16 protein-coding genes are annotated in these 18,565 nt (G+C 67.7%); all 16 read left to right on the top strand.

The features are described 5' to 3' along the window. The first annotated feature begins 59 nt into the window (after window positions 1-59). The 16 genes from rpsB to dnaE all read left to right on the top strand — a co-directional run bounded on the left by rpsB (window position 60) and on the right by dnaE (window position 18,549). A complete protein-coding gene (rpsB, locus tag AC5W54_RS06740) occupies window positions 60-806 on the top strand; it encodes a 30S ribosomal protein S2 (protein ID WP_495961300.1) in 747 nt (248 codons plus the stop codon). A gap of 168 nt (window positions 807-974) precedes the next feature. Beyond that, window positions 975-1,844, top strand: a complete 870-nt coding sequence (tsf, locus tag AC5W54_RS06735; RefSeq protein WP_495961299.1) for a translation elongation factor Ts — start codon at window positions 975-977, stop codon at window positions 1,842-1,844. 114 nt (window positions 1,845-1,958) lie between these two features. Beyond that, a complete protein-coding gene (gene pyrH / locus AC5W54_RS06730; RefSeq protein WP_495961298.1) occupies window positions 1,959-2,756 on the top strand; it encodes a UMP kinase in 798 nt (265 codons plus the stop codon). Between the two features lie 4 nt (window positions 2,757-2,760). After that, window positions 2,761-3,318 carry a ribosome recycling factor gene (gene frr, locus AC5W54_RS06725; RefSeq protein WP_495961297.1) on the top strand — a complete coding sequence of 186 codons (558 nt, stop codon included), beginning with the start codon at window positions 2,761-2,763 and terminating at the stop codon, window positions 3,316-3,318. A gap of 88 nt (window positions 3,319-3,406) precedes the next feature. After that, window positions 3,407-4,192 (top strand): polyprenyl diphosphate synthase, encoded by a 786-nt coding sequence (uppS, locus tag AC5W54_RS06720; protein ID WP_495961296.1) that lies wholly within the window; start codon window positions 3,407-3,409, stop codon window positions 4,190-4,192. Beyond that, window positions 4,185-4,985, top strand: a complete 801-nt coding sequence (locus AC5W54_RS06715) for a phosphatidate cytidylyltransferase (RefSeq protein ID WP_495961295.1) — start codon at window positions 4,185-4,187, stop codon at window positions 4,983-4,985. Before uppS ends, AC5W54_RS06715 begins: the two co-directional genes overlap by 8 nt. Beyond that, a complete protein-coding gene (gene ispC / locus AC5W54_RS06710; protein ID WP_495961294.1) occupies window positions 4,986-6,182 on the top strand; it encodes a 1-deoxy-D-xylulose-5-phosphate reductoisomerase in 1,197 nt (398 codons plus the stop codon). It begins immediately after the preceding gene. Between the two features lie 36 nt (window positions 6,183-6,218). Continuing rightward, entirely contained in the window at window positions 6,219-7,577 is a 1,359-nt protein-coding gene (rseP, locus tag AC5W54_RS06705) for an RIP metalloprotease RseP (RefSeq protein ID WP_495961293.1), read from the top strand. 124 nt (window positions 7,578-7,701) lie between these two features. After that, on the top strand, window positions 7,702-10,041 hold the full coding sequence (bamA, locus tag AC5W54_RS06700; protein WP_495961292.1) for an outer membrane protein assembly factor BamA: 2,340 nt from the start codon (window positions 7,702-7,704) through the stop codon (window positions 10,039-10,041). A gap of 24 nt (window positions 10,042-10,065) precedes the next feature. Then, entirely contained in the window at window positions 10,066-10,572 is a 507-nt protein-coding gene (locus AC5W54_RS06695; RefSeq protein ID WP_495961291.1) for an OmpH family outer membrane protein, read from the top strand. A gap of 29 nt (window positions 10,573-10,601) precedes the next feature. Next, entirely contained in the window at window positions 10,602-11,642 is a 1,041-nt protein-coding gene (gene lpxD, locus AC5W54_RS06690) for a UDP-3-O-(3-hydroxymyristoyl)glucosamine N-acyltransferase (RefSeq protein ID WP_495961290.1), read from the top strand. A gap of 149 nt (window positions 11,643-11,791) precedes the next feature. Then, window positions 11,792-12,235 (top strand): 3-hydroxyacyl-ACP dehydratase FabZ, encoded by a 444-nt coding sequence (gene fabZ, locus AC5W54_RS06685; protein ID WP_102630076.1) that lies wholly within the window; start codon window positions 11,792-11,794, stop codon window positions 12,233-12,235. Next, entirely contained in the window at window positions 12,232-12,999 is a 768-nt protein-coding gene (gene lpxA, locus AC5W54_RS06680; protein WP_495961289.1) for an acyl-ACP--UDP-N-acetylglucosamine O-acyltransferase, read from the top strand. The genes fabZ and lpxA overlap by 4 nt, the downstream gene beginning before the upstream one ends. A 16-nt stretch (window positions 13,000-13,015) precedes the next feature. Continuing rightward, complete coding sequence (lpxB, locus tag AC5W54_RS06675) at window positions 13,016-14,236, top strand: lipid-A-disaccharide synthase (RefSeq protein ID WP_495961288.1); 1,221 nt, start codon at window positions 13,016-13,018, stop codon at window positions 14,234-14,236. Beyond that, window positions 14,233-14,922, top strand: a complete 690-nt coding sequence (gene rnhB / locus AC5W54_RS06670) for a ribonuclease HII (protein ID WP_495961287.1) — start codon at window positions 14,233-14,235, stop codon at window positions 14,920-14,922. The genes lpxB and rnhB overlap by 4 nt, the downstream gene beginning before the upstream one ends. Window positions 14,923-15,045: 123 nt before the next feature. Next, a complete protein-coding gene (gene dnaE, locus AC5W54_RS06665; protein ID WP_495961286.1) occupies window positions 15,046-18,549 on the top strand; it encodes a DNA polymerase III subunit alpha in 3,504 nt (1,167 codons plus the stop codon). Window positions 18,550-18,565 lie beyond the last annotated feature (16 nt).

The following is an 18,565-nucleotide window of genomic DNA, read 5'->3' as shown; positions in this document are numbered from 1 at the left end:
CCCGGCGGTCGGATCCATGGGGTGCGTGGAGGCCTAACCCGATTTTCCAGGAGTCATCCATGGCACACGTCAACATGCGTGACCTGCTGAAGGCAGGCGCTCATTTCGGTCACCAGACCAAGTACTGGAACCCGAAGATGAGCAAGTTCATCTTCGGCGCCCGCAACAAGATCCACATCATCAACCTCGAGCACACCCTGCCGGCCCTCAACGAGGCGATCGACGTGGTCGAGAAGATGGCCGCGGCCAACAACAAGATCATGTTCGTCGGCACCAAGCGCAGCGCGAGCAAGATCATCAAGGAAGAGGCCAACCGCGTCGGCCAGCCGTTCGTCAACCACCGCTGGCTCGGCGGCATGTTGACCAACTACAAGACCATCCGTCAGTCGATCAAGCGCCTGCGTGACCTCGAGGCGATGCGCGAGGACGGTACCTTCGAGAAGCTGACCAAGAAGGAAGTCCTGATGGCGACCCGCGAGCAGGACAAGCTCGAGCGTTCCATCGGCGGCATCAAGGAGATGGGTGGCCTTCCCGACGCCCTGTTCGTGATCGACGTCGACCACGAGCGCATCTCCATCAACGAGGCGAACAAGCTGGGCATTCCGGTCATCGGGGTGGTGGATACCAACTCGGATCCGGACGGTGTCGACTACGTGATCCCCGGCAACGATGACTCCATCCGCGCCATCCAGATCTACGTCAAGGCCATCGCCGACGCTTGCGGTCGTGCGAAGGAAGGTCGCCCCGACGAGTTCGTCGAGGTGACCGACGAGGTGGCCCAGGAAAGCGACAGCGCCGCCGAGTGATCGCGGCCCGTCCGGCCGGCGTCGCGGTGCCCGCTGCCCCGGCTGCGCCGGAATCGCCGGTTGGACGAAAGGGGGCCCTGGCCCCCTTTTTTTCCCCAGGGCAGACTTTTGCCGGACTCTCGACGACAGACGGGTCCGGCCAGGCAACAACACTCAGAGGTGAAACCCATGGCAGCTATCAGCGCCTCCCAGGTCAAGGAACTGCGCGAGCGTACCGGGCTCGGCATGATGGAATGCAAGAAGGCCCTCACCGAGGCCGACGGTGACATCGAGGTCGCCATCGAGAACCTGCGCAAGAGCTCCGGTCTCAAGGCCGCCAAGAAGGCCGGCCGTACCGCCGCCGAAGGCACCGTCGTGACCCGCGTGGCTGGCGACGGCAGCTACGGCGTGATGGTCGAGATCAACTCCGAGACCGACTTCGTCGCCCGCGACGACAACTTCAAGGCCTTCGCCGACCGGATCGCCGATGCCTTCTTCGCCGCCAAGAGCGAGGACGTGGCCGCGGTCATGGCCGGTGAGCTCGAGACCGCCCGCGAGCAGCTGGTGCAGAAGATCGGCGAGAACATCGGCGTGCGTCGCTGCGTCGTGGTCGAAGCCGGTGACGGTGGCCTGGTGGGCGAGTACGTCCACGGCGGTCGCATCGGCGTGCTGACCGTGCTCAAGGGCGGCAACGCCGAGGTGGCCAAGGACGTCGCCATGCACGTCGCCGCCATCAACCCGGCCGTGGCGCGTCCCGAGGACATGCCCCAGGAGCAGCTCGATCAGGAGAAGGCGATCATCCTCGCCCAGCCCGACATGGCCGGCAAGCCCGAGCAGATCGCCGAGAAGATGGTCCAGGGCCGCCTGAAGAAGTACCTGGCCGAGAACAGCCTGACCGAGCAGCCCTTCGTCAAGGACCCGAACCAGAGCGTCGCCGAGTTCGTCAAGGCGGCCGGTGGCGAGGTGATCGGCTTCACCCGCTTCGAGGTGGGCGAGGGCATCGAGAAGGAAGAGGTCGACTTCGCCAAGGAAGTGATGGAACAGGCCAAGCGCAGCTGAGGTCACAGGTTCCAGTTCGTCGATGGCGTGCGCGCAAGCGCACGCCATCGCGTATCCGGCCGGTGGATCCGGCCATCGTTGAAGCCCATTGCTGACGACCCAGGGAGAGACGCCATGCCCACATCCGATCATGCCGACATATCGGTCGATCGCCCGCCCAAGGCCGAGTCCTCGCGTGCGGACAAGTCCCGCTCGGAGAAGTCGAAGTACAAGCGCATCCTGCTCAAGCTTTCCGGAGAGGCGCTGATGGGCGAACACGACTTCGGCATCGATCCCAAGGTGCTCGACCGCATGGCGCTGGAGATCGGACAGTTGGTCGGCATCGGGGTCCAGGTCGGTATCGTGATCGGCGGCGGCAACCTGTTCCGCGGCGCCGCCCTCAACGAGGCCGGCATGGACCGGGTCACCGGCGACCACATGGGCATGCTGGCCACGGTGATGAACGCCCTGGCCATGCGCGACGCCCTGGAACGCTCCAACATTCGCTCACGGGTGATGTCGGCGATTCCCATGAGTGGCGTGGTGGAGCACTATGACCGGCGTACCGCCATCCGCTATCTCACCTCGGGGGACGTGGTATTGTTCTCCGCCGGCACCGGCAATCCCTTCTTCACCACCGACTCGGCGGCCTGCCTGCGCGGCATCGAGATCGATGCCGACGTGGTGGTCAAGGCCACCAAGGTCGACGGGGTCTACGACAAGGACCCGGTCAAGTTCGCCGACGCGGTGAAGTATGACCAGTTGAGCTATGACGACGCCCTCGATCAGAAGCTCGGAGTGATGGATTTGACCGCCATCTGCCTGGTGCGGGACCATGATATGCCGGTTCGGGTCTTCAACATGAACAAGCCGGGCGCCCTGCTCAATCTGGTGGTGGGCGGCGAGGAAGGCACGCTGATAGACAGAGGCTGACAACGTGATCAATGACATCAAGAAGGATGCGGAATCCCGCATGAAGAAGAGCCTCGAGGCCCTTCATGGCAACCTGAACAAGATCCGCACCGGGCGTGCGCACTCCAGCATCCTGGACTCGGTGACCGTGGAGTACTACGGCACCCAGGTGCCGCTCAACCAGGTGGCGAACATCAACACCGAGGATGCGCGCACCCTCTCGGTGGTGCCCTGGGAGCAGAACATGGTGCCCAAGATCGAGAAGGCGATCATGACCTCCGATCTCGGCCTGAACCCCTCGACTGCCGGCAACAACATCCGCGTGCCGATGCCGATGCTGACCGAGGAGACCCGCAAGGGCTACATCAAGCAGGCCCGCCAGGAGGCCGAGCACGCCCGGGTGGCGGTGCGCAACGTGCGCCGCGATGCCAACGGTGACATCAAGGCGCTGCTCAAGGAGAAGGAGATCACCGAGGACGAGCAGCATCAGGCCGAGGAGGCGATCCAGAAGCTGACCGACAAGTACATCGCCGAGATCGACAAGACGCTGGAATCCAAGGAACAGGACCTGATGCAGGTCTGAGGGTGGTCGGGCGGCCCTCTCCTCACGGCCCTGGTGCGCCGAGAAGAAGAGGGCACGCCCGGCCCGGCACATCCCTACGCGAGACATCATGACGTCACCGCAGCCTCCCAAGCCCCGCCCCGGGGACAGCGACCGTGCAGCCCCCGAGGGTGGGGTGCCACGTCATGTGGCCATCATCATGGACGGCAACAACCGCTGGGCGAAGGCCCGGGGGCTCTCCGGTGTGCGCGGCCATCGCGCCGGCGTCGAGGCGGTACGCGCGGTGATCCGCCGTGCCGTCGAGCGCGACATCGAGACCCTGACCCTGTTCGCCTTCTCCAGCGAGAACTGGAAGCGCCCCAAGGCCGAGGTGAGCGCCCTGATGGAGCTATTCCTGATGGCGCTCAAGCGCGAGGTCAGGAAGCTTCACGACAACGGCATCCGCCTCTCGGTGATCGGCGACCGCACGGCCTTCTCCGACTCGATCCAGAAGTACATCGCGAAGGCCGAGGACAAGACCCGCGACAACACCCGCATGCACCTGGTGATCGCCGCCAACTATGGCGGGCGCTGGGACATCGCCGGTGCGGCACGGCGCCTCGCCGAGCGGGTCGCCGCCGGCGAGCTCGAGCCGTCGGCGATCGACGAGCATGCCCTCGATCGCGAGGTCTGCCTGGCCGGCGACGCCCCGGTGGATCTCTGCATCCGCACCAGCGGCGAACAGCGCATCTCCAACTTTCTGCTGTGGCAGATGGCCTATGCCGAACTTCACTTCACGCCGCTGCTGTGGCCCGACTTCGATGCCGCAGCCTTCGACCTGGCGCTGGCCGACTTCCAGCGTCGTCAGCGCCGCTTCGGGATGACCGACGAGCAGATCGAGGCGCAGGGTGCTTAGACAACGGATCATCACCGCCGCCTGGCTGGCGCCGCTGATGCTGGCCGGTCTGTTCGGCCTGCAGGGAGGTGCCTTCGCCCTCTTCACCGCCATCATCGTGCTGCTCGCCGGCTGGGAGTGGACCAACCTGGCCGGGGTCGCGGCGCGTGAGCGGCGTCTCGCCCTGGTCGCCGGCCTGGCGGTGCTGATGGCGCTGCTGTGGCTGATGGGTGCCGCCCTGGCCGCCTGGCCGCTATGGCTGGGCGCGGTGGGCTGGTTGGTCAATCTCTACTGGATCACCCGCTACCCCGAGGGGCTCGAGCAGTGGGGGGGCACGATGCGGCGGCTGGCGATGGGGCTCTGGGTGTTGCTGCCGGCGTGGGTCGGCCTCAACGTGCTCCGCGACTCCGGTGCCGTCTGGCTGCTGTTCGTGCTGCTGCTGGTATGGTGTGCCGATATCGGCGCCTACTTCGCCGGCCGTGCCTTCGGCCGACGCAAGCTGGCGCCGAGGGTCAGCCCCGGCAAGAGCTGGGAAGGGGTGGGCGGTGGCCTCGCCGCCGCCGCGGCCCTGGCGATGATCTTCGCCCTCTGGCAGGGGCTGGGAGCCGACCGAGGCCTGCTGTTGGTGGTGGTGACCCTGGTGGTGGCCCTGGCCTCGGTGCTGGGCGACCTGCTCGAGAGCATGCTGAAGCGCCACCGTGGCATCAAGGATTCCAGTCACCTGCTGCCCGGCCACGGCGGCGTGCTCGATCGTATCGACAGCCTGACCGCCGCCTTGCCGCTGTTCGCGCTGTTCTACCTGGGAGCCCTGTAGATGGTCACCAGCGCCAGCACGCCCCGGACGGTGACCGTGCTGGGGGCCACCGGTTCCATCGGAGCGAGCACCCTGGACGTGATCGCCCGTCATCCCGAACGCTACCGGGTCCATGCCCTGACGGCCCACCGCTCCCGCGAGGCGCTGCTGGTCGCGTGTCGTCGACATCGCCCCGCGCAGGCCGTGCTGGCGTCCGAGGTGGATGCTGTCTGGCTGCGCGAGCGGCTCCGGGAGTCGGGGCTGACCACCGAGGTCCGCGCCGGCAGCGAGGCCCTGGTCGAGGTGGCCGAGGCCGGTGAGGTGGACGTGGTGATGTCGGCCATCGTCGGTGCCGCCGGCCTGCTGCCGACCCTGGCCGCGGTACGCGCCGGCAAGCGCGTGCTTCTGGCCAACAAGGAGGCGCTGGTGATGTCCGGGGCGCTGTTCATGGACGCCGTGGCCGGCTCCGGGGCGGCCCTGTTGCCCATCGATTCCGAACATAATGCCATCTATCAGTGTCTACCAGCCGAGCATCGCGGTGGTCTGGGGCGCCACGGGGTCACCCGGCTGCTGTTGACCGCCTCGGGCGGCCCCTTTCGTGGCTGGTCCCGCGCCGAGCTGGCGACGGTGACCCCCGAACAGGCGTGCGCCCACCCCAACTGGTCGATGGGGCGCAAGATCTCGGTGGACAGCGCCACCCTGATGAACAAGGGCCTGGAGTTGATCGAGGCGTGCTGGCTGTTCGATGCTCGCCCCGAGCAGGTGCAGGTGGTGGTGCATCCGCAGAGCGTGGTTCACTCCATGGCCGCCTACGCCGACGGCTCGGTGCTGGCCCAGCTGGGCAACCCGGACATGCGCACGCCGATCGCCTTCGGGCTGGCCTGGCCGGAGCGCATCGACGCCGGCGTCGGGGCGCTGGACCTGTTCGCGGTGGCGCGGCTCGACTTCGAGGCGCCGGACGAGGCGGCCTTTCCCTGCCTGCGGCTGGCGCGCGAGGCGATGGCCGCCGGCGGCACGGCCCCGGCGGTGCTCAACGCCGCCAACGAGGTGGCCGTGGAGGCCTTCCTCGAGGGCCGGCTCGGCTTCACCGGGATCGGCGAGCTGGTGGCCCGGGTGCGGGATGCCCGGCCGGTGGAAGCGGCCGCCGACCTGGCGACGGTTCTCGAGGCCGACGCGCGCGCTCGCCAGGCGGCGCATCACTGGCTGGACCGTCGCTGATGCGACTCTAACATGGCAACCTGACAGGAGACCGCCTTGGGTCTGATCCAGAACGTGCTGGCCGTCATCGTGGTGCTGGGCCTGCTGATCACCTTCCATGAGTACGGCCACTTCTGGGTGGCGCGGCGCTGTGGCGTCAAGGTGTTGCGCTTCTCGGTGGGCTTCGGCAAGCCGATCTGGTCCCGCGTCGACCGCCACGGGACCGAGTTCGCCGTGGCCGCGATCCCGCTCGGCGGCTACGTCAAGATGCTCGACGAGCGCGAGGCCCCGGTGCCCGCCGATCAGCTCGACCGGGCCTTCAACCGCAAGACGGTGTGGCAGCGCATCGCCATCGTCGCCGCCGGTCCGCTAGCCAACTTCCTGCTCGCCATCGTCGCCTACTGGGCGCTGTTCGTGGCCGGTACCACCACGGTGGCCCCCGTGATCGGGGCGGTCACGCCCGACTCCCCCGCGGATCGCGGCGGCCTGCGCCCCGGCCAGGAGATCACCGCGGTACAGGGGCAGGCGGTGCGCTCCTGGGACGAGATCAACCTCAAGCTGATCGCGGCCATCGGTGCCAGCGGCGAGCTCAGCGTCGATGCCCGCGACGACGCCACCCGCGAGGCCCGCGAGCACCGCCTGCCGGTGGAAAACTGGCTGGTGCGCCAGGACCCGCCCCAGCCCCTGCCGAGCCTGGGCGTGACGCCCTGGCGCCCGTCCTTCCCGGCGGTGCTCGGCCAGGTCGTCGACGGCGAGGCTGCCGCCGCGGCCGGGCTCGAGCCGGGCGACGAGGTCGTCGCGGTGGACGGTACCCCGGTGGACGACTGGATGCACTTCGTCGACATCGTCCGGGCCAGTCCCGGCGCGACCCTGTCGCTGGAGGTGCTGCGCGACGGGGAGCGGCTCGAGCTGTCCATTACCCCGGGGCGCAACGAGCTGGATGGGGGGGCCTCCATCGGCTACATCGGGGCCGGTGTCGAGCCGGTGGAGTGGCCCGAGGAGTACCGCCGCGAGATCCGCTACGGGCCGGTGGCGGCGGTCGGCCAGGCCGTGTCGCGCACCGGCGAGATGACGGTGCTGACCCTGGGGGCGATCCGCAAGATGCTGGTCGGGTTGATCTCGCCGACCAATCTCTCGGGGCCGATCACCATCGCCCGGGTGGCCGGCGACACGGCGCGCACCGGACTCGAGAGCTTCGTCAGCTTCCTGGCCTACCTGTCGATCAGCCTGGCGGTGCTCAACCTGCTGCCCATCCCGGTACTGGATGGTGGCCATCTGCTCTACTATTTCGTCGAAGTCGTGCGCGGCCGGCCGGTGTCGGAGAAGACTCAGGCCATCGGGTTGCGCATCGGCCTGGCGCTGGTCGGCACCCTCATGCTGATGGCGGTCTACTTCGACCTGATGCGACTCTGGTAGCGTGCGAACGCGTGGGCGGCACAAGGAGGTGGGGCCCGGTCTCCAACCTTGTCAGTTACCCGCACAAATGTATAAGGTGCCTGTCTGGACAGGATTGGCAGATCAACGCGAGCGAATCGACTGCATGAAAATCAAGACCATCGGATTGGCGGTATTACTGCTCGCCGGGGCTTCCCTGGCCCAGGCAGAACCTTTCGAAGTTTCCGATATTCGGGTGGAAGGACTGCAGCGGGTTTCCGCGGCCTCCGTGTTCAATGCCTTTCCTGTCAGCGCCCGCGATCGCGTGGATGACCGTGAGCTGGCGGAGGCGACGCGCAGTCTCTTCGCCACCGGTCTATTCGATGATATCCAGCTCGCCCGTGACGGCAATGTCCTGATCATCCAGGTGGTCGAGCGCCCCACCATCACTCGCCTCAACATCACCGGCAACCGTCAGATCGGCGACGACGAACTGCGCCGTGGCCTCGAGGAGGCCGGCCTGGCCGAAGGCCAGGTCCTGCAGCTCTCCACCCTGGAGGAGATCCAGCGTGAGCTCGAGGGCGTCTACCAGGGGCAGGGCCGCTACAGCGCGCGCATCGATGCCAGCGTCGAGGAGATCGACGAGGGCCGGGTGCGGGTCGACATCGACATCAACGAGGGCGCGGTGGCCCGGATCCGCCAGATCAACATCGTCGGCAACCGGGACTTCGACGACGACACCCTGCGTGATGTCTTCGAGCTCAACGACCGCCCGGGACGCATCTTCGGCTGGTTCTCCCGGGACGAGTACTCCCGCGAAGCGCTGGCGGGTGACCTGGAGCGACTGCGTTCCTTCTACCTGGACCGGGGCTACGTCAACTTCGCCATCACCTCCACCCAGGTCTCGATCAGTCCCGACAAGTCGCGGATATTCATCACCGTCAACGTCGACGAGGGTCGCCAGTACCGCCTGGGTGACATCCGCTTCGTCGGTGACCTGCAGATCGCCGAACGTGAGGCCCGCGAGCTGCTCCAGGTGGAGCGCGGCGAGATCTTCTCGCGCAGCGACGTCACCGCCTCCGCCGAGGCGCTGCGCTCGCGCCTGGGGGCCGAGGGCTTCGCCTTCGCCAACGTCGACGGCGTGCCGGAGATCGCCGCCGACGGCGACACCGTGAATCTCACCTTCCGGGTGGATGCCGGCCAGCGTGCCTATGTGCGCCGCATCAACTTCATCGGCAACACCACCACCCAGGACGAGGTGCTGCGCCGCGAGATGATCCAACTGGAGGGGGCGCCGGCCTCCACCCAGTCGATCAGCCAGTCGCGCCAGCGCCTCGAGCGCCTCGGCTTCTTCCGCCAGGTCGATGTCGAGACCCAGCCGGTGGCCGGCGAGCCGGACAAGCTCGACGTGACCTATACCGTCGAGGAGCAGCCCTCGGGGTCGATCTCGGCGAGCATCGGTTTCTCCCAGAGTGCCGGCGTGATCTACGGTGCGTCACTGGCCCAGAACAACTTCCTCGGGACCGGCAACCGGGTGAACATCGGCGCCCAGCGCAGCGACACCTTCACCAGCCTCAACTTCGGCTTCACCGATCCCTACTGGACCCTGGACGGCATCTCGCGCGGCTACAACCTCTTCTACCGCGAGACCGACTACGAGGACTCCGACATCTCCACCTTCTCCACCGACGCCTACGGCGGTGGCATCAACTTCGGCTACCCGATCAACGAGCTGACGCGGCTCAACTTCGGCGCCGCGGTGGAGGACCTGACGGTCAAGACCTTCAACGACACCGCCCAGGAGATCCAGCGGTACGTCGAGGACCAGGGCGCCGATGCCCAGAGCCTCAAGCTGACCGCCAGCTGGACCCGCAACAACCTCAACCGCGGCATCATGCCCACCGCCGGCAACTACCAGCGCCTGTCGCTGGAGACCGCGGTGCCGGGCAGCGACGCCGAGTACTACAAGCTGCGCGCCCAGGCCCGCCACCTCTTCCCGCTCACCGAGACCCATGACTGGGCACTGAAGTTCAGCGGCGAGGTGGGCTATGCCGACAGCGTCGGCAGCGATCCCTACCCCTTCTACGAGAACTTCTTCGCCGGCGGCCTCGGCTCGGTGCGCGGCTTCACCGCCAATACCCTGGGGCCGCGCACCACCCCGCCCGCCGAAGGGGGGCGCGACCGTACCCTGGGCGGCAACGTGATGCTGCTGGGCAGCGCCGAGCTGCTCTTCCCGCTGCCCTTCATCGAGGACCGCCGCTCGATCCAGACCTCGTTGTTCCTGGACGGCGGCAATACCTTCCTCACGGATTGCTACGCCACCACAAGCGGCGACTCCAACTGCAGCTCCGGCGTCGACCTGGGCGAGTTGCGTTACAGCGTGGGCATCGGGCTCTCCTGGCTGACCCCGGTGGGGCCGTTGACCTTCAGCATCGCCGAGCCGCTCAACGACGAGAGCGGCGACGATACCCAGTTCTTCCAGTTCTCGCTCGGCCAGACCTTCTGATCGAGCCCTGCAAGGAGCAAGACCATGCGCCACTTGACCGCCGCCCTCAGCCTGTTACTGCTCGCTGCTCTCGCCTTGCCGGCCCAGGCCGCCGAGGTGGCCATGCTGGACTGGCGCCGTGCGCTGATGGAGACCGAGGCGGCCCAGCGCTCGATGAGCGACCTGGAGAGCCGCATCGGCGGCCAGCAGCAGCAGGCCCAGTCGCTGGGGCAGGAGCTGCAGCAGATGCAGCAACGCCTGCAGCAGGAAGGCGAGCTGATGTCCGAGGCCGACCGTCAGTCGACTGTCCAGGAGTTCCAGGAGAAGGGGGCCGAGTTCGACCAGTTGCGCCAGCAGATCATGCAGGCCCAGCAGCAGGCCGAGCAGCAGTTCCTGCAGGAGGCCGAGCCCAAGCTCGAGCAGGCCGTGGATCAGGTCATCGAGCGTCATGGTGTCGAGGTGCTGGTGGACCCCCAGGGGGTGCTGCATGCCGACCGTGACCTGCCGGATCTGACCGGCGAGGTGACCCAGATCCTCAACTCGCTCTTCTGAGCGGGCGGCCCAACCGGATCAGGTCCCCCATGACGCATCCAGACGCCCCGACGTTCACCCTTGGCGAACTCGCCGAGCGACTCGACGCCCGACTGGTCGGCGATGCCGACCGGCGGGTAAACGGCCTGGCCACCCTCAGGGACGCCGGTCCCGACCAGGTCGCCTTCCTGGCCAATCGTGCCTATCTCAAGGACCTGTCGGACACCCGTGCCGCGGCGGTGCTGCTCGCGCCGGAGCTGGGCGAGGAGTGTCCGGTGCCCCGGCTCGAACTGGCCAACCCCTATCTGGGCTATGCGGCCCTGTCGCGCCTCTTCGACCCCTTGGCCAGCCGCACGCCGGGCGGGGTGCATCCGTCGGCGGTGGTGGAGCCGAGCGCCACCCTCGGGGAGCGCGTCGAGATCGGCGCCAATGCCGTCATCGAGGCCGGGGCGATACTCGGTGACGACGTGGTGGTCGGCCCGGGGTGCGTAATCGGCGCCGACTCGTGCATCGGCGCGGGGTCGCGGTTGCACGCCAACGTCACCGTCTGCCACGGCGTGGTGATCGGGGCACGGGCCATCCTGCACAGTGGCTGCGTGATCGGCGGCGACGGCTTCGGCTTCGCCCACGACGGGGCGCGCTGGCACAAGATCGCCCAGCTCGGCGGAGTGGTGCTGGGCGACGACGTCGAGGTGGGCAGCTGCTCGAGCATCGACCGCGGGGCGCTGGGCGACACCGTCATCGGCAGCGATGTCAAGATCGACAGCCAGGTGCAGATCGCCCACAACGTGCAGATCGGTGATCATAGCGCCCTGGCCGGCTGCGTGGGGATCGCCGGTTCCACCCGGGTGGGGAAGCACTGCATGCTCGGCGGTGGCGTGGGGCTCTCGGGCCATCTCACCATCGTCGACGGGGTGCAGGTCACCGGCATGAGCCTGGTGACCAACTCGATCCTCGAACCCGGCGTCTATTCGTCGGGCACGGGGGCGATGAAGAATGCCCAGTGGCGCAAGAATGCGGTGCGCTTCAAGCAGCTCGACGACCTCGCCAAGCGCCTGGCCAGGCTGGAGAAGTCCCGTCGCGGCGAGTGAGGCCGCTGCGATCGAGGGCCCGGTGGTTGAGAGCACGCAGTTGTGAGCATTGCAGGGGGCGTTATAATCCACCGCCTGCCCGACGGCCGAGGCCGCCGGCTCGTGCCCGCATCCGACGCGGGCATTTCGTCATTTCAGAGGTCGTAACGATGGTAATGGACATCAACGAGATTCGGGAGTATCTGCCCCACCGCTATCCTTTCCTGCTGGTGGACCGGGTGACGGAGCTTGCCCTTGGCGAATCCATCGTCGCCTACAAGAATGTGAGCATCAACGAGCCGTTCTTCAATGGTCACTTCCCCCACCACCCGATCATGCCCGGGGTGCTGGTGATCGAGGCCCTGGCCCAGGCCTGCGGCATCCTCGGCTTCAAGACCGTCAACAAGCTGCCCGCCGACGGTTACGTCTACTACCTGGTCGGCAGCGACAACGTGCGCTTCAAGCGCCCGGTGATGCCCGGCGACCAGCTGGTGCTGCGGGCCGACGTGATTCGCGAGAAGCGCGGCATCTGGAAGTTTGCCTGCCGGGCCACCGTGGCCGGCGAGCTGGCCTGCGAGGCCGAAATCATCTGTGCCGAGAGGAAGGTCGCTTGATTCATCCCACTGCCATCATCGATCCCGCGGCGCGACTGGCCGACGACGTCGAGGTGGGGCCCTTCACGGTGATCGGGCCCGACGTCGAGGTCGGGTCCGGCAGCCGGATCGGCCCGCACGTGGTGATCAAGGGGCCGACCGTGCTCGGTGCGCGCACCCGCATCTTCCAGTTCGCCTCGGTCGGCGAGGATTGCCAGGACAAGAAGTATGCCGGCGAGCCGACCCGGCTGGTGATCGGCGACGACAACGTCATTCGCGAGGGGGTGACCCTGCATCGCGGCACCGCCCAGGACCGTGGCGAGACCACCATCGGTTCACGCAACCTGTTCATGGCCTATGTGCACGTGGGGCACGATTGCGTGATCGGCAACGACTGCATCCTGGCCAACCAGGTGACCCTGGCCGGTCACGTGACCCTGGGGGATCATGCCATCCTCGGCGGGCTCTCCGCCATCCACCAGTTCTGCTACTTCGGTACCCATGCGATGGCCGGCGGAGGCTCCATCATCACCAAGGACACCCCGGCCTACGTGATGATCAACGGCAACCCGGCCGAGGTCCATGGCCTGAACCTGGTGGGGCTCAAGCGTCGCGGCTTCTCGCAGGAGGCGATCAAGGCGCTGGGCGAGGCCTACAAGCTGGTCTACCGCCAGGGGCTGACCGTGCAGCAGGCGCTGGAGAGGATTCGTGCACGCTTTTCCCTGCCCGAGACCGAGACCTTCGTCACCTCTATCGAGGTCTCGACCCGCGGCATCGTGCGCTGACCATGGGGAGGGCGAGATGACGGTCCGGCGTGTCTACCTCGTCGCGGGCGAGCTCTCCGGCGATCTCCTCGGCGCTGGCCTGATGCGTGCCCTCAAGGTGCGCCATCCCGGCGTCGAGTTCCGCGGCATCGGTGGCCCGCGGATGATCGCCGAGGGCATCGACAGCCGCTTTCCCCTGGAGACGCTCTCGGTGATGGGCCTGGTGGAGGTGGTGAAGCACCTCCCGGATCTGATCCGGGTCAGGCGCACCCTCCGGCGGGATGCGCTCGACTGGCGGCCGGATATCATGGTCGGCATCGATGCCCCCGACTTCAACCTGGGTCTCGAGCGTCAGCTGCGCCAGGCCGGCATCACCACCGCCCACTACGTCAGCCCGACCGTCTGGGCCTGGCGCCAGGGGCGGATCAAGGGCATCGCGAAATCCGTGGATGCGATGCTCACCTTCCTGCCCTTCGAGGCGGCCTTCTATGCGCGACATCGGGTGCCGGTGGCTTTCGTCGGCCACCCGCTGGCCGACGAGCTGCCGCTGACCAGCGACCGCGTTGCCACGCGACGTGAGCTGGGCCTGGCGCCCGAGGCGCCGGTGCTCGCCGTGCTGCCGGGGTCGCGGGCCAACGAGATCCGCTTTCTCGGGGCGACCTTCCTCGACGCTGTCGAGCGGCTGCGCCGGGACCGCCCCACGCTCACGGTGGTGATTCCCGCGGCGACGCCGCAGCGTCGCGAGGAGCTGGACGTGCTGCTGGCGCAGCGCCCCGCCCTGGCGGACGGCGTGATCCTGCTCGATGGCCAGGCCCGGGAGGCCATGGTGGCCTCCGATGCCGTCCTGCTCACCTCGGGGACGGCAGCGCTGGAAGCGATGCTCTGCCATCGTGCCATGCTGGTGGCCTACCGGATGGCCCCGACGACGCACTGGCTGGCCAGGCGACTGGTCAAGACCCCGTGGATCTCGCTGCCCAACCTGATCGCCCGCGAGGCGCTGGTGCCGGAACTGATCCAGGACGCCGTGACCCCGGTGGCGATCGCCGGGCGACTCGGCGCCATGCTCGACGACCCCGAGGGGCGCGCCACGCTGGAGACACGCTTTGCGGCGATGCATGCGGGGCTGCAGCGCGACGCCAGCCGCCGCGCGGCGGAGGCCATCGAGGCGCTGGTGGAGCGCCGTCGGCTGCCCGAGAGCGTGTCGCCCGCGACGGCTCTCGAGGCCGTCGAGGCGACGCCGGAGAGGACGGGACGATGAGCCCGCGCGGCCTGCCGCCGCTGGTGATCGACTATCGCGGTGTCCGCCTGGCCGGGGTCGACGAGGTGGGGCGCGGTCCGCTGGTGGGTAGTGTGGTGGCGGCGGCGGTGATCCTCGACCCGGCACGCCCCGTCGTCGGGCTCGACGACTCCAAGAAGCTCACGGCTGGGCGGCGCGAGGCGCTGGACGCCGAGATTCGGGACAAGGCCCTGGCCTTCGCCGTGGCCGAGGCCAGCGCCGCCGAGATCGATGAGCTCAATATCTATCATGCCACCCACCTGGCGATGCGCCGGGCCATCGACGCCCTGGTGCCGGCCGCGGAGTATCTGCTGGTGGACGGCAATCGCCTGCCCGGGCATCATGTCCCCGGCCAGGCGGTGGTCAAGGGCGATGCCCGCCATGCGGCCATCGCCGCCGCCTCGATACTCGCCAAGGTGGCCCGGGATGCCGACATGGCGGCACTGGATGCCCGGCATCCCGACTATGGCTTCGCCCGCCACAAGGGCTACCCGACCCGCGAGCACCTGGCGGCCCTGGAGCGGCTGGGGCCCTTGCCGGAGCATCGTCGCTCCTTCGGCCCGGTCAGGCGCCAGCTGGCGCTGTTCGGGCCAATTGTGGCGGGACGCGACGAGGGGCGTCGGGGACAGGCCGAAGAGGAGGTCTTTTGCCATGGAAGGCAAAAGTAGCGCCCACGGAAGGGTTCACAGCGCCTCCTCGTAGGCCTGTCGACGGATCAGCCCCGAGTCAATATCTTGACCGGATTGCCTTGTTTCCGTGCTGCCCATTCACTGCCAAGCACCGAGTCCACCATGCCCATGCCCTTCGTACATCTCCGCGTCCATACCGAATACTCCCTGGTCGATGGCCTGGTACGCCTCAAGCCGCTGATCAAGGCGGCGGTGGAGCAGGGCTCGCCGGCGCTGGCGGTCACCGACGAGGCCAACCTCTTCGGCCTGGTCAAGTTCTACAAGGGCGCCGAGGGCGCCGGGCTCAAGCCGATCATCGGTGCCGACCTGTGGCTGGCCAACCCCCACGACGAGGAGCACCCCTACCGGCTGACCCTGCTGGCCATGAACGGCGAGGGCTATCGCAACCTCACCGAGCTGATCTCGCGCGGCTGGCTGGAGGGCCAGCATCAGGGGCGGGCGCTGCTCGACCGTGCCTGGGTGCTCGAGGCCAGCGAGGGGCTGATCGCGCTCTCCGGCGGCCGCGAGGGGGAGGTCGGCCGTCACCTGCTCACCGAGCACCACGACGAGGCCCGGGCTCTGCTCGAGGAGTGGAATGCCGCCTTCCCCGGGCGCTTCTACCTGGAGCTGACCCGTACCGGCCGACCGCTGGAGGAGGAGTGCGTGCACCTCTCGGTGGACCTGGCGGTGGCGACCGGTACCCCGGTGGTGGCCACCAACGACGTGCGTTTCCTCGAGCGCGAGGACTTCTGGGCCCACGAGACCCGGGTCGCCATCGGTGAGGGCAAGGCGCTGGACGACAAGCGGCGCGAGCGGCGCTATACCGAGGAGCAGTACCTCAAGAGTCCCGAGGAGATGGCCGAGCTGTTCGCCGACATCCCCGAAGCGCTCGAGAACAGCATGATGATCGCCGCGCGCTGCAGCGTCGACGTGCGCCTGGGGGAGATCTTCCTGCCGGAGTTCGAGATCCCCGAGGGCATGACCCAGGACGAATTCTTCCGCAAGATCTCCCACGACGGCCTGACCGAGCGTCTCGACTTTCTCTACCCGGTCGAGCGCTATCCTCGTGACGGCGCCGAGTACGCCGAGATCGACGCCCGCTACCGGCAGCGGCTCGACTTCGAGCTCGACATCATCATCCAGATGGGCTTCCCCGGTTACTTCCTGATCGTGATGGACTTCATCCAGTGGGCCAAGGACAACGACGTCCCGGTGGGCCCGGGGCGCGGCTCCGGGGCCGGCTCGCTGGTGGCCTACGCGCAGAAGATCACCGACCTCGACCCGCTGGAATATGACCTGCTCTTCGAACGCTTCCTCAACCCCGAGCGGGTCTCGATGCCCGACTTCGACGTCGACTTCTGCATGGAGAAGCGCGACCGGGTGATCGACTACGTGGCCGAGCGTTATGGCCGCAACGCGGTGTCGCAGATCGTCACCTTCGGCACCATGGCGGCCAAGGCGGTGGTGCGCGACGTGGCCCGCGCCCAGGGCAAGCCCTACTCGCTCGGCGACAAGCTCTCCAAGCTGATCCCCTTCGAGGTCGGCATGACGCTGGCCAAGGCGATCGAACAGGAGCCGGCGCTCAAGGAGTATCTCGAGGCCGATGAGGAAGCCGCCGAGATCTGGGAGATGGCGGAGAAGCTCGAAGGCATCACCCGCGGCACCGGCAAGCACGCCGGTGGCGTGGTGATCGCGCCGACCAAGCTCACCGACTTCTCGCCGCTGCTATGCGACGAGGAGGGCAACGGCCTGGTGGTGCAGTTCGACAAGAACGACATCGAGGAAGCGGGCCTGGTCAAGTTCGACTTCCTCGGCCTGCGTACCCTGACCATCATCGACTGGGCGCTGGAGATGGTCGACAAGGTCCGCGAGGCCGCCGGTCAGGGGGCGCTCGACATCGACAGCATTCCGCTCGATGACGGCCCGACCTTCGAGATGCTCAAGCGTGCCGAGACCACGGCGGTGTTCCAGCTCGAATCCCGCGGCATGAAGGAGCTGATCAAGCGCCTGCTGCCGGACTCGCTGGAGGACATGATCGCCCTGGTCGCCCTGTTCCGCCCGGGGCCGCTGCAGTCGGGCATGGTCGACGACTTCATCAACCGCAAGCACGGCCGCGCCGAGATCTCGTACCCGCACCCGGACTACCAGCACGAATGGCTCAAGCCGGTGCTCGAGCCCACCTACGGCATCATCCTCTACCAGGAGCAGGTGATGCAGATCGCCCAGGTGCTGGCGGGCTACAGCCTGGGGCAGGCCGACATGCTGCGTCGCGCCATGGGCAAGAAGAAGCCCGAGGAGATGGCCAAGCAGCGCGCCGGCTTCATGGAGGGCTGCGCGGCCAACGGCATCGACAAGGAGCTCGCCGGCAACATCTTCGACCTGGTGGAGAAATTCGCCGGCTACGGCTTCAACAAGTCGCATTCGGCGGCCTACGGCCTGGTCTCCTACCAGACCGCCTGGCTCAAGACCCACTACCCCGGCCCCTTCATGGCCGCGGTGATGTCCACCGAGATGGACAACCTCGACAAGGTGGTGCCGCTGATCGAGGAGTGTCGCCACCTCAAACTCACGGTGACGCCCCCGGACGTCAACGTGGGGGCCTACAAGTTCACCGTCGATACCGAGGGGCGCGTGGTCTACGGCCTGGGGGCCATTCGTGGCGTGGGCGAGGGCCCCATCGGTGCCATCGTCGAGGCCCGCGGGGCCGACGGGCCCTTCACCGACCTGTTCGACTTCTGCCGCCGCCTCGACCCCAGGCGCATGAACAAGCGCACCCTGGAGGCACTGATCCGCTCCGGGGCGCTCGATACCCTGGGGCCGAGTCGGGCAGTGCTCGCCGCCGCCCTGGACGACGCCCTGAAGGCCGCCGCCCAGACCCAGACCAACCAGAACCTGGGCATGATCGACATGTTCGGCGAGGCGTTCGTCGACGACGAAGCCGAGAGCGATCCCTACGACGGCTACCGTGGCGCCCGCGACTGGACCGACAAGGAGCGTCTGGCCGGCGAGAAGGAGACCCTGGGGCTCTACCTCACCGGCCACCCCATCGACGAGTACGAGAAGGAGCTCGAACGCTTCGTCTCGACCCGGATCAGCGACCTCAGGCCCTCGCGCGAGCCGCAGCGGGTCGCCGGGCTGGTGATCGGCGTGCGCACCATGAAGTCCAAGCGCGGCGACACCATGGCTTTCGTCACCCTCGACGACCGCACCGGGCGCATCGAGGCGTCGCTGTTCGGCGAGCTCTACGACGCCCTGCGTGGCCAGATCGAGGCCGACCAGGTGCTGATCGTCGAGGGCGAGGTGTCGAGCGACGACTACTCCGGTGGCCTGCGGCTGCGTGGCAAGGAGGTCACGCCGATGGTGGCGGCGCGTGCCCGCTACGGCCAGGCGGTGGAGCTGTCGCTGGACGCTGCCCGGGCCAACGGCCGGCTGGTCGACAGCCTGCGCGACAGCCTCGCTCCCTGGCGTGACGATGCCGGCCTGCCGGTGCGGTTGCGCTATCGCAATGGCGAGGCCGTCGGCTGGCTGGAGCTGGCCGAGGAGTGGAAGGTCGCCCCCAGCGACGAGCTGCTGCTCGCCCTGCGCGAGGTGCAGGGGCAGGATGGGGTGCGGCTGAAATACCGCTGAGCTTGTGAATCTCATG

Source organism: Halomonas sp. LMYGS-3 (assembly GCF_059509875.1).
The sequence above is the reverse complement of the archived record's forward strand: the minus strand, read 5'-3'. Positions and strand labels throughout refer to the sequence as shown.

Bases quoted from the DNA above. Each gene is read 5' to 3' on its own strand.
- rpsB (WP_495961300.1), top strand. From the start codon at position 60: ATGGCACACGTCAACATGCGTGACCTGCTGAAGGCAGGCGCTCATTTC.
- tsf (WP_495961299.1), top strand. From the start codon at position 975: ATGGCAGCTATCAGCGCCTCCCAGGTCAAGGAACTGCGCGAGCGTACC.
- pyrH (WP_495961298.1), top strand. From the start codon at position 1,959: ATGCCCACATCCGATCATGCCGACATATCGGTCGATCGCCCGCCCAAG.
- uppS (WP_495961296.1), top strand. From the start codon at position 3,407: ATGACGTCACCGCAGCCTCCCAAGCCCCGCCCCGGGGACAGCGACCGT.
- ispC (WP_495961294.1), top strand. From the start codon at position 4,986: ATGGTCACCAGCGCCAGCACGCCCCGGACGGTGACCGTGCTGGGGGCC.
- bamA (WP_495961292.1), top strand. From the start codon at position 7,702: ATGAAAATCAAGACCATCGGATTGGCGGTATTACTGCTCGCCGGGGCT.
- AC5W54_RS06695 (WP_495961291.1), top strand. From the start codon at position 10,066: ATGCGCCACTTGACCGCCGCCCTCAGCCTGTTACTGCTCGCTGCTCTC.
- lpxD (WP_495961290.1), top strand. From the start codon at position 10,602: ATGACGCATCCAGACGCCCCGACGTTCACCCTTGGCGAACTCGCCGAG.
- fabZ (WP_102630076.1), top strand. From the start codon at position 11,792: ATGGTAATGGACATCAACGAGATTCGGGAGTATCTGCCCCACCGCTAT.
- lpxB (WP_495961288.1), top strand. From the start codon at position 13,016: ATGACGGTCCGGCGTGTCTACCTCGTCGCGGGCGAGCTCTCCGGCGAT.
- rnhB (WP_495961287.1), top strand. From the start codon at position 14,233: ATGAGCCCGCGCGGCCTGCCGCCGCTGGTGATCGACTATCGCGGTGTC.
- dnaE (WP_495961286.1), top strand. From the start codon at position 15,046: ATGCCCATGCCCTTCGTACATCTCCGCGTCCATACCGAATACTCCCTG.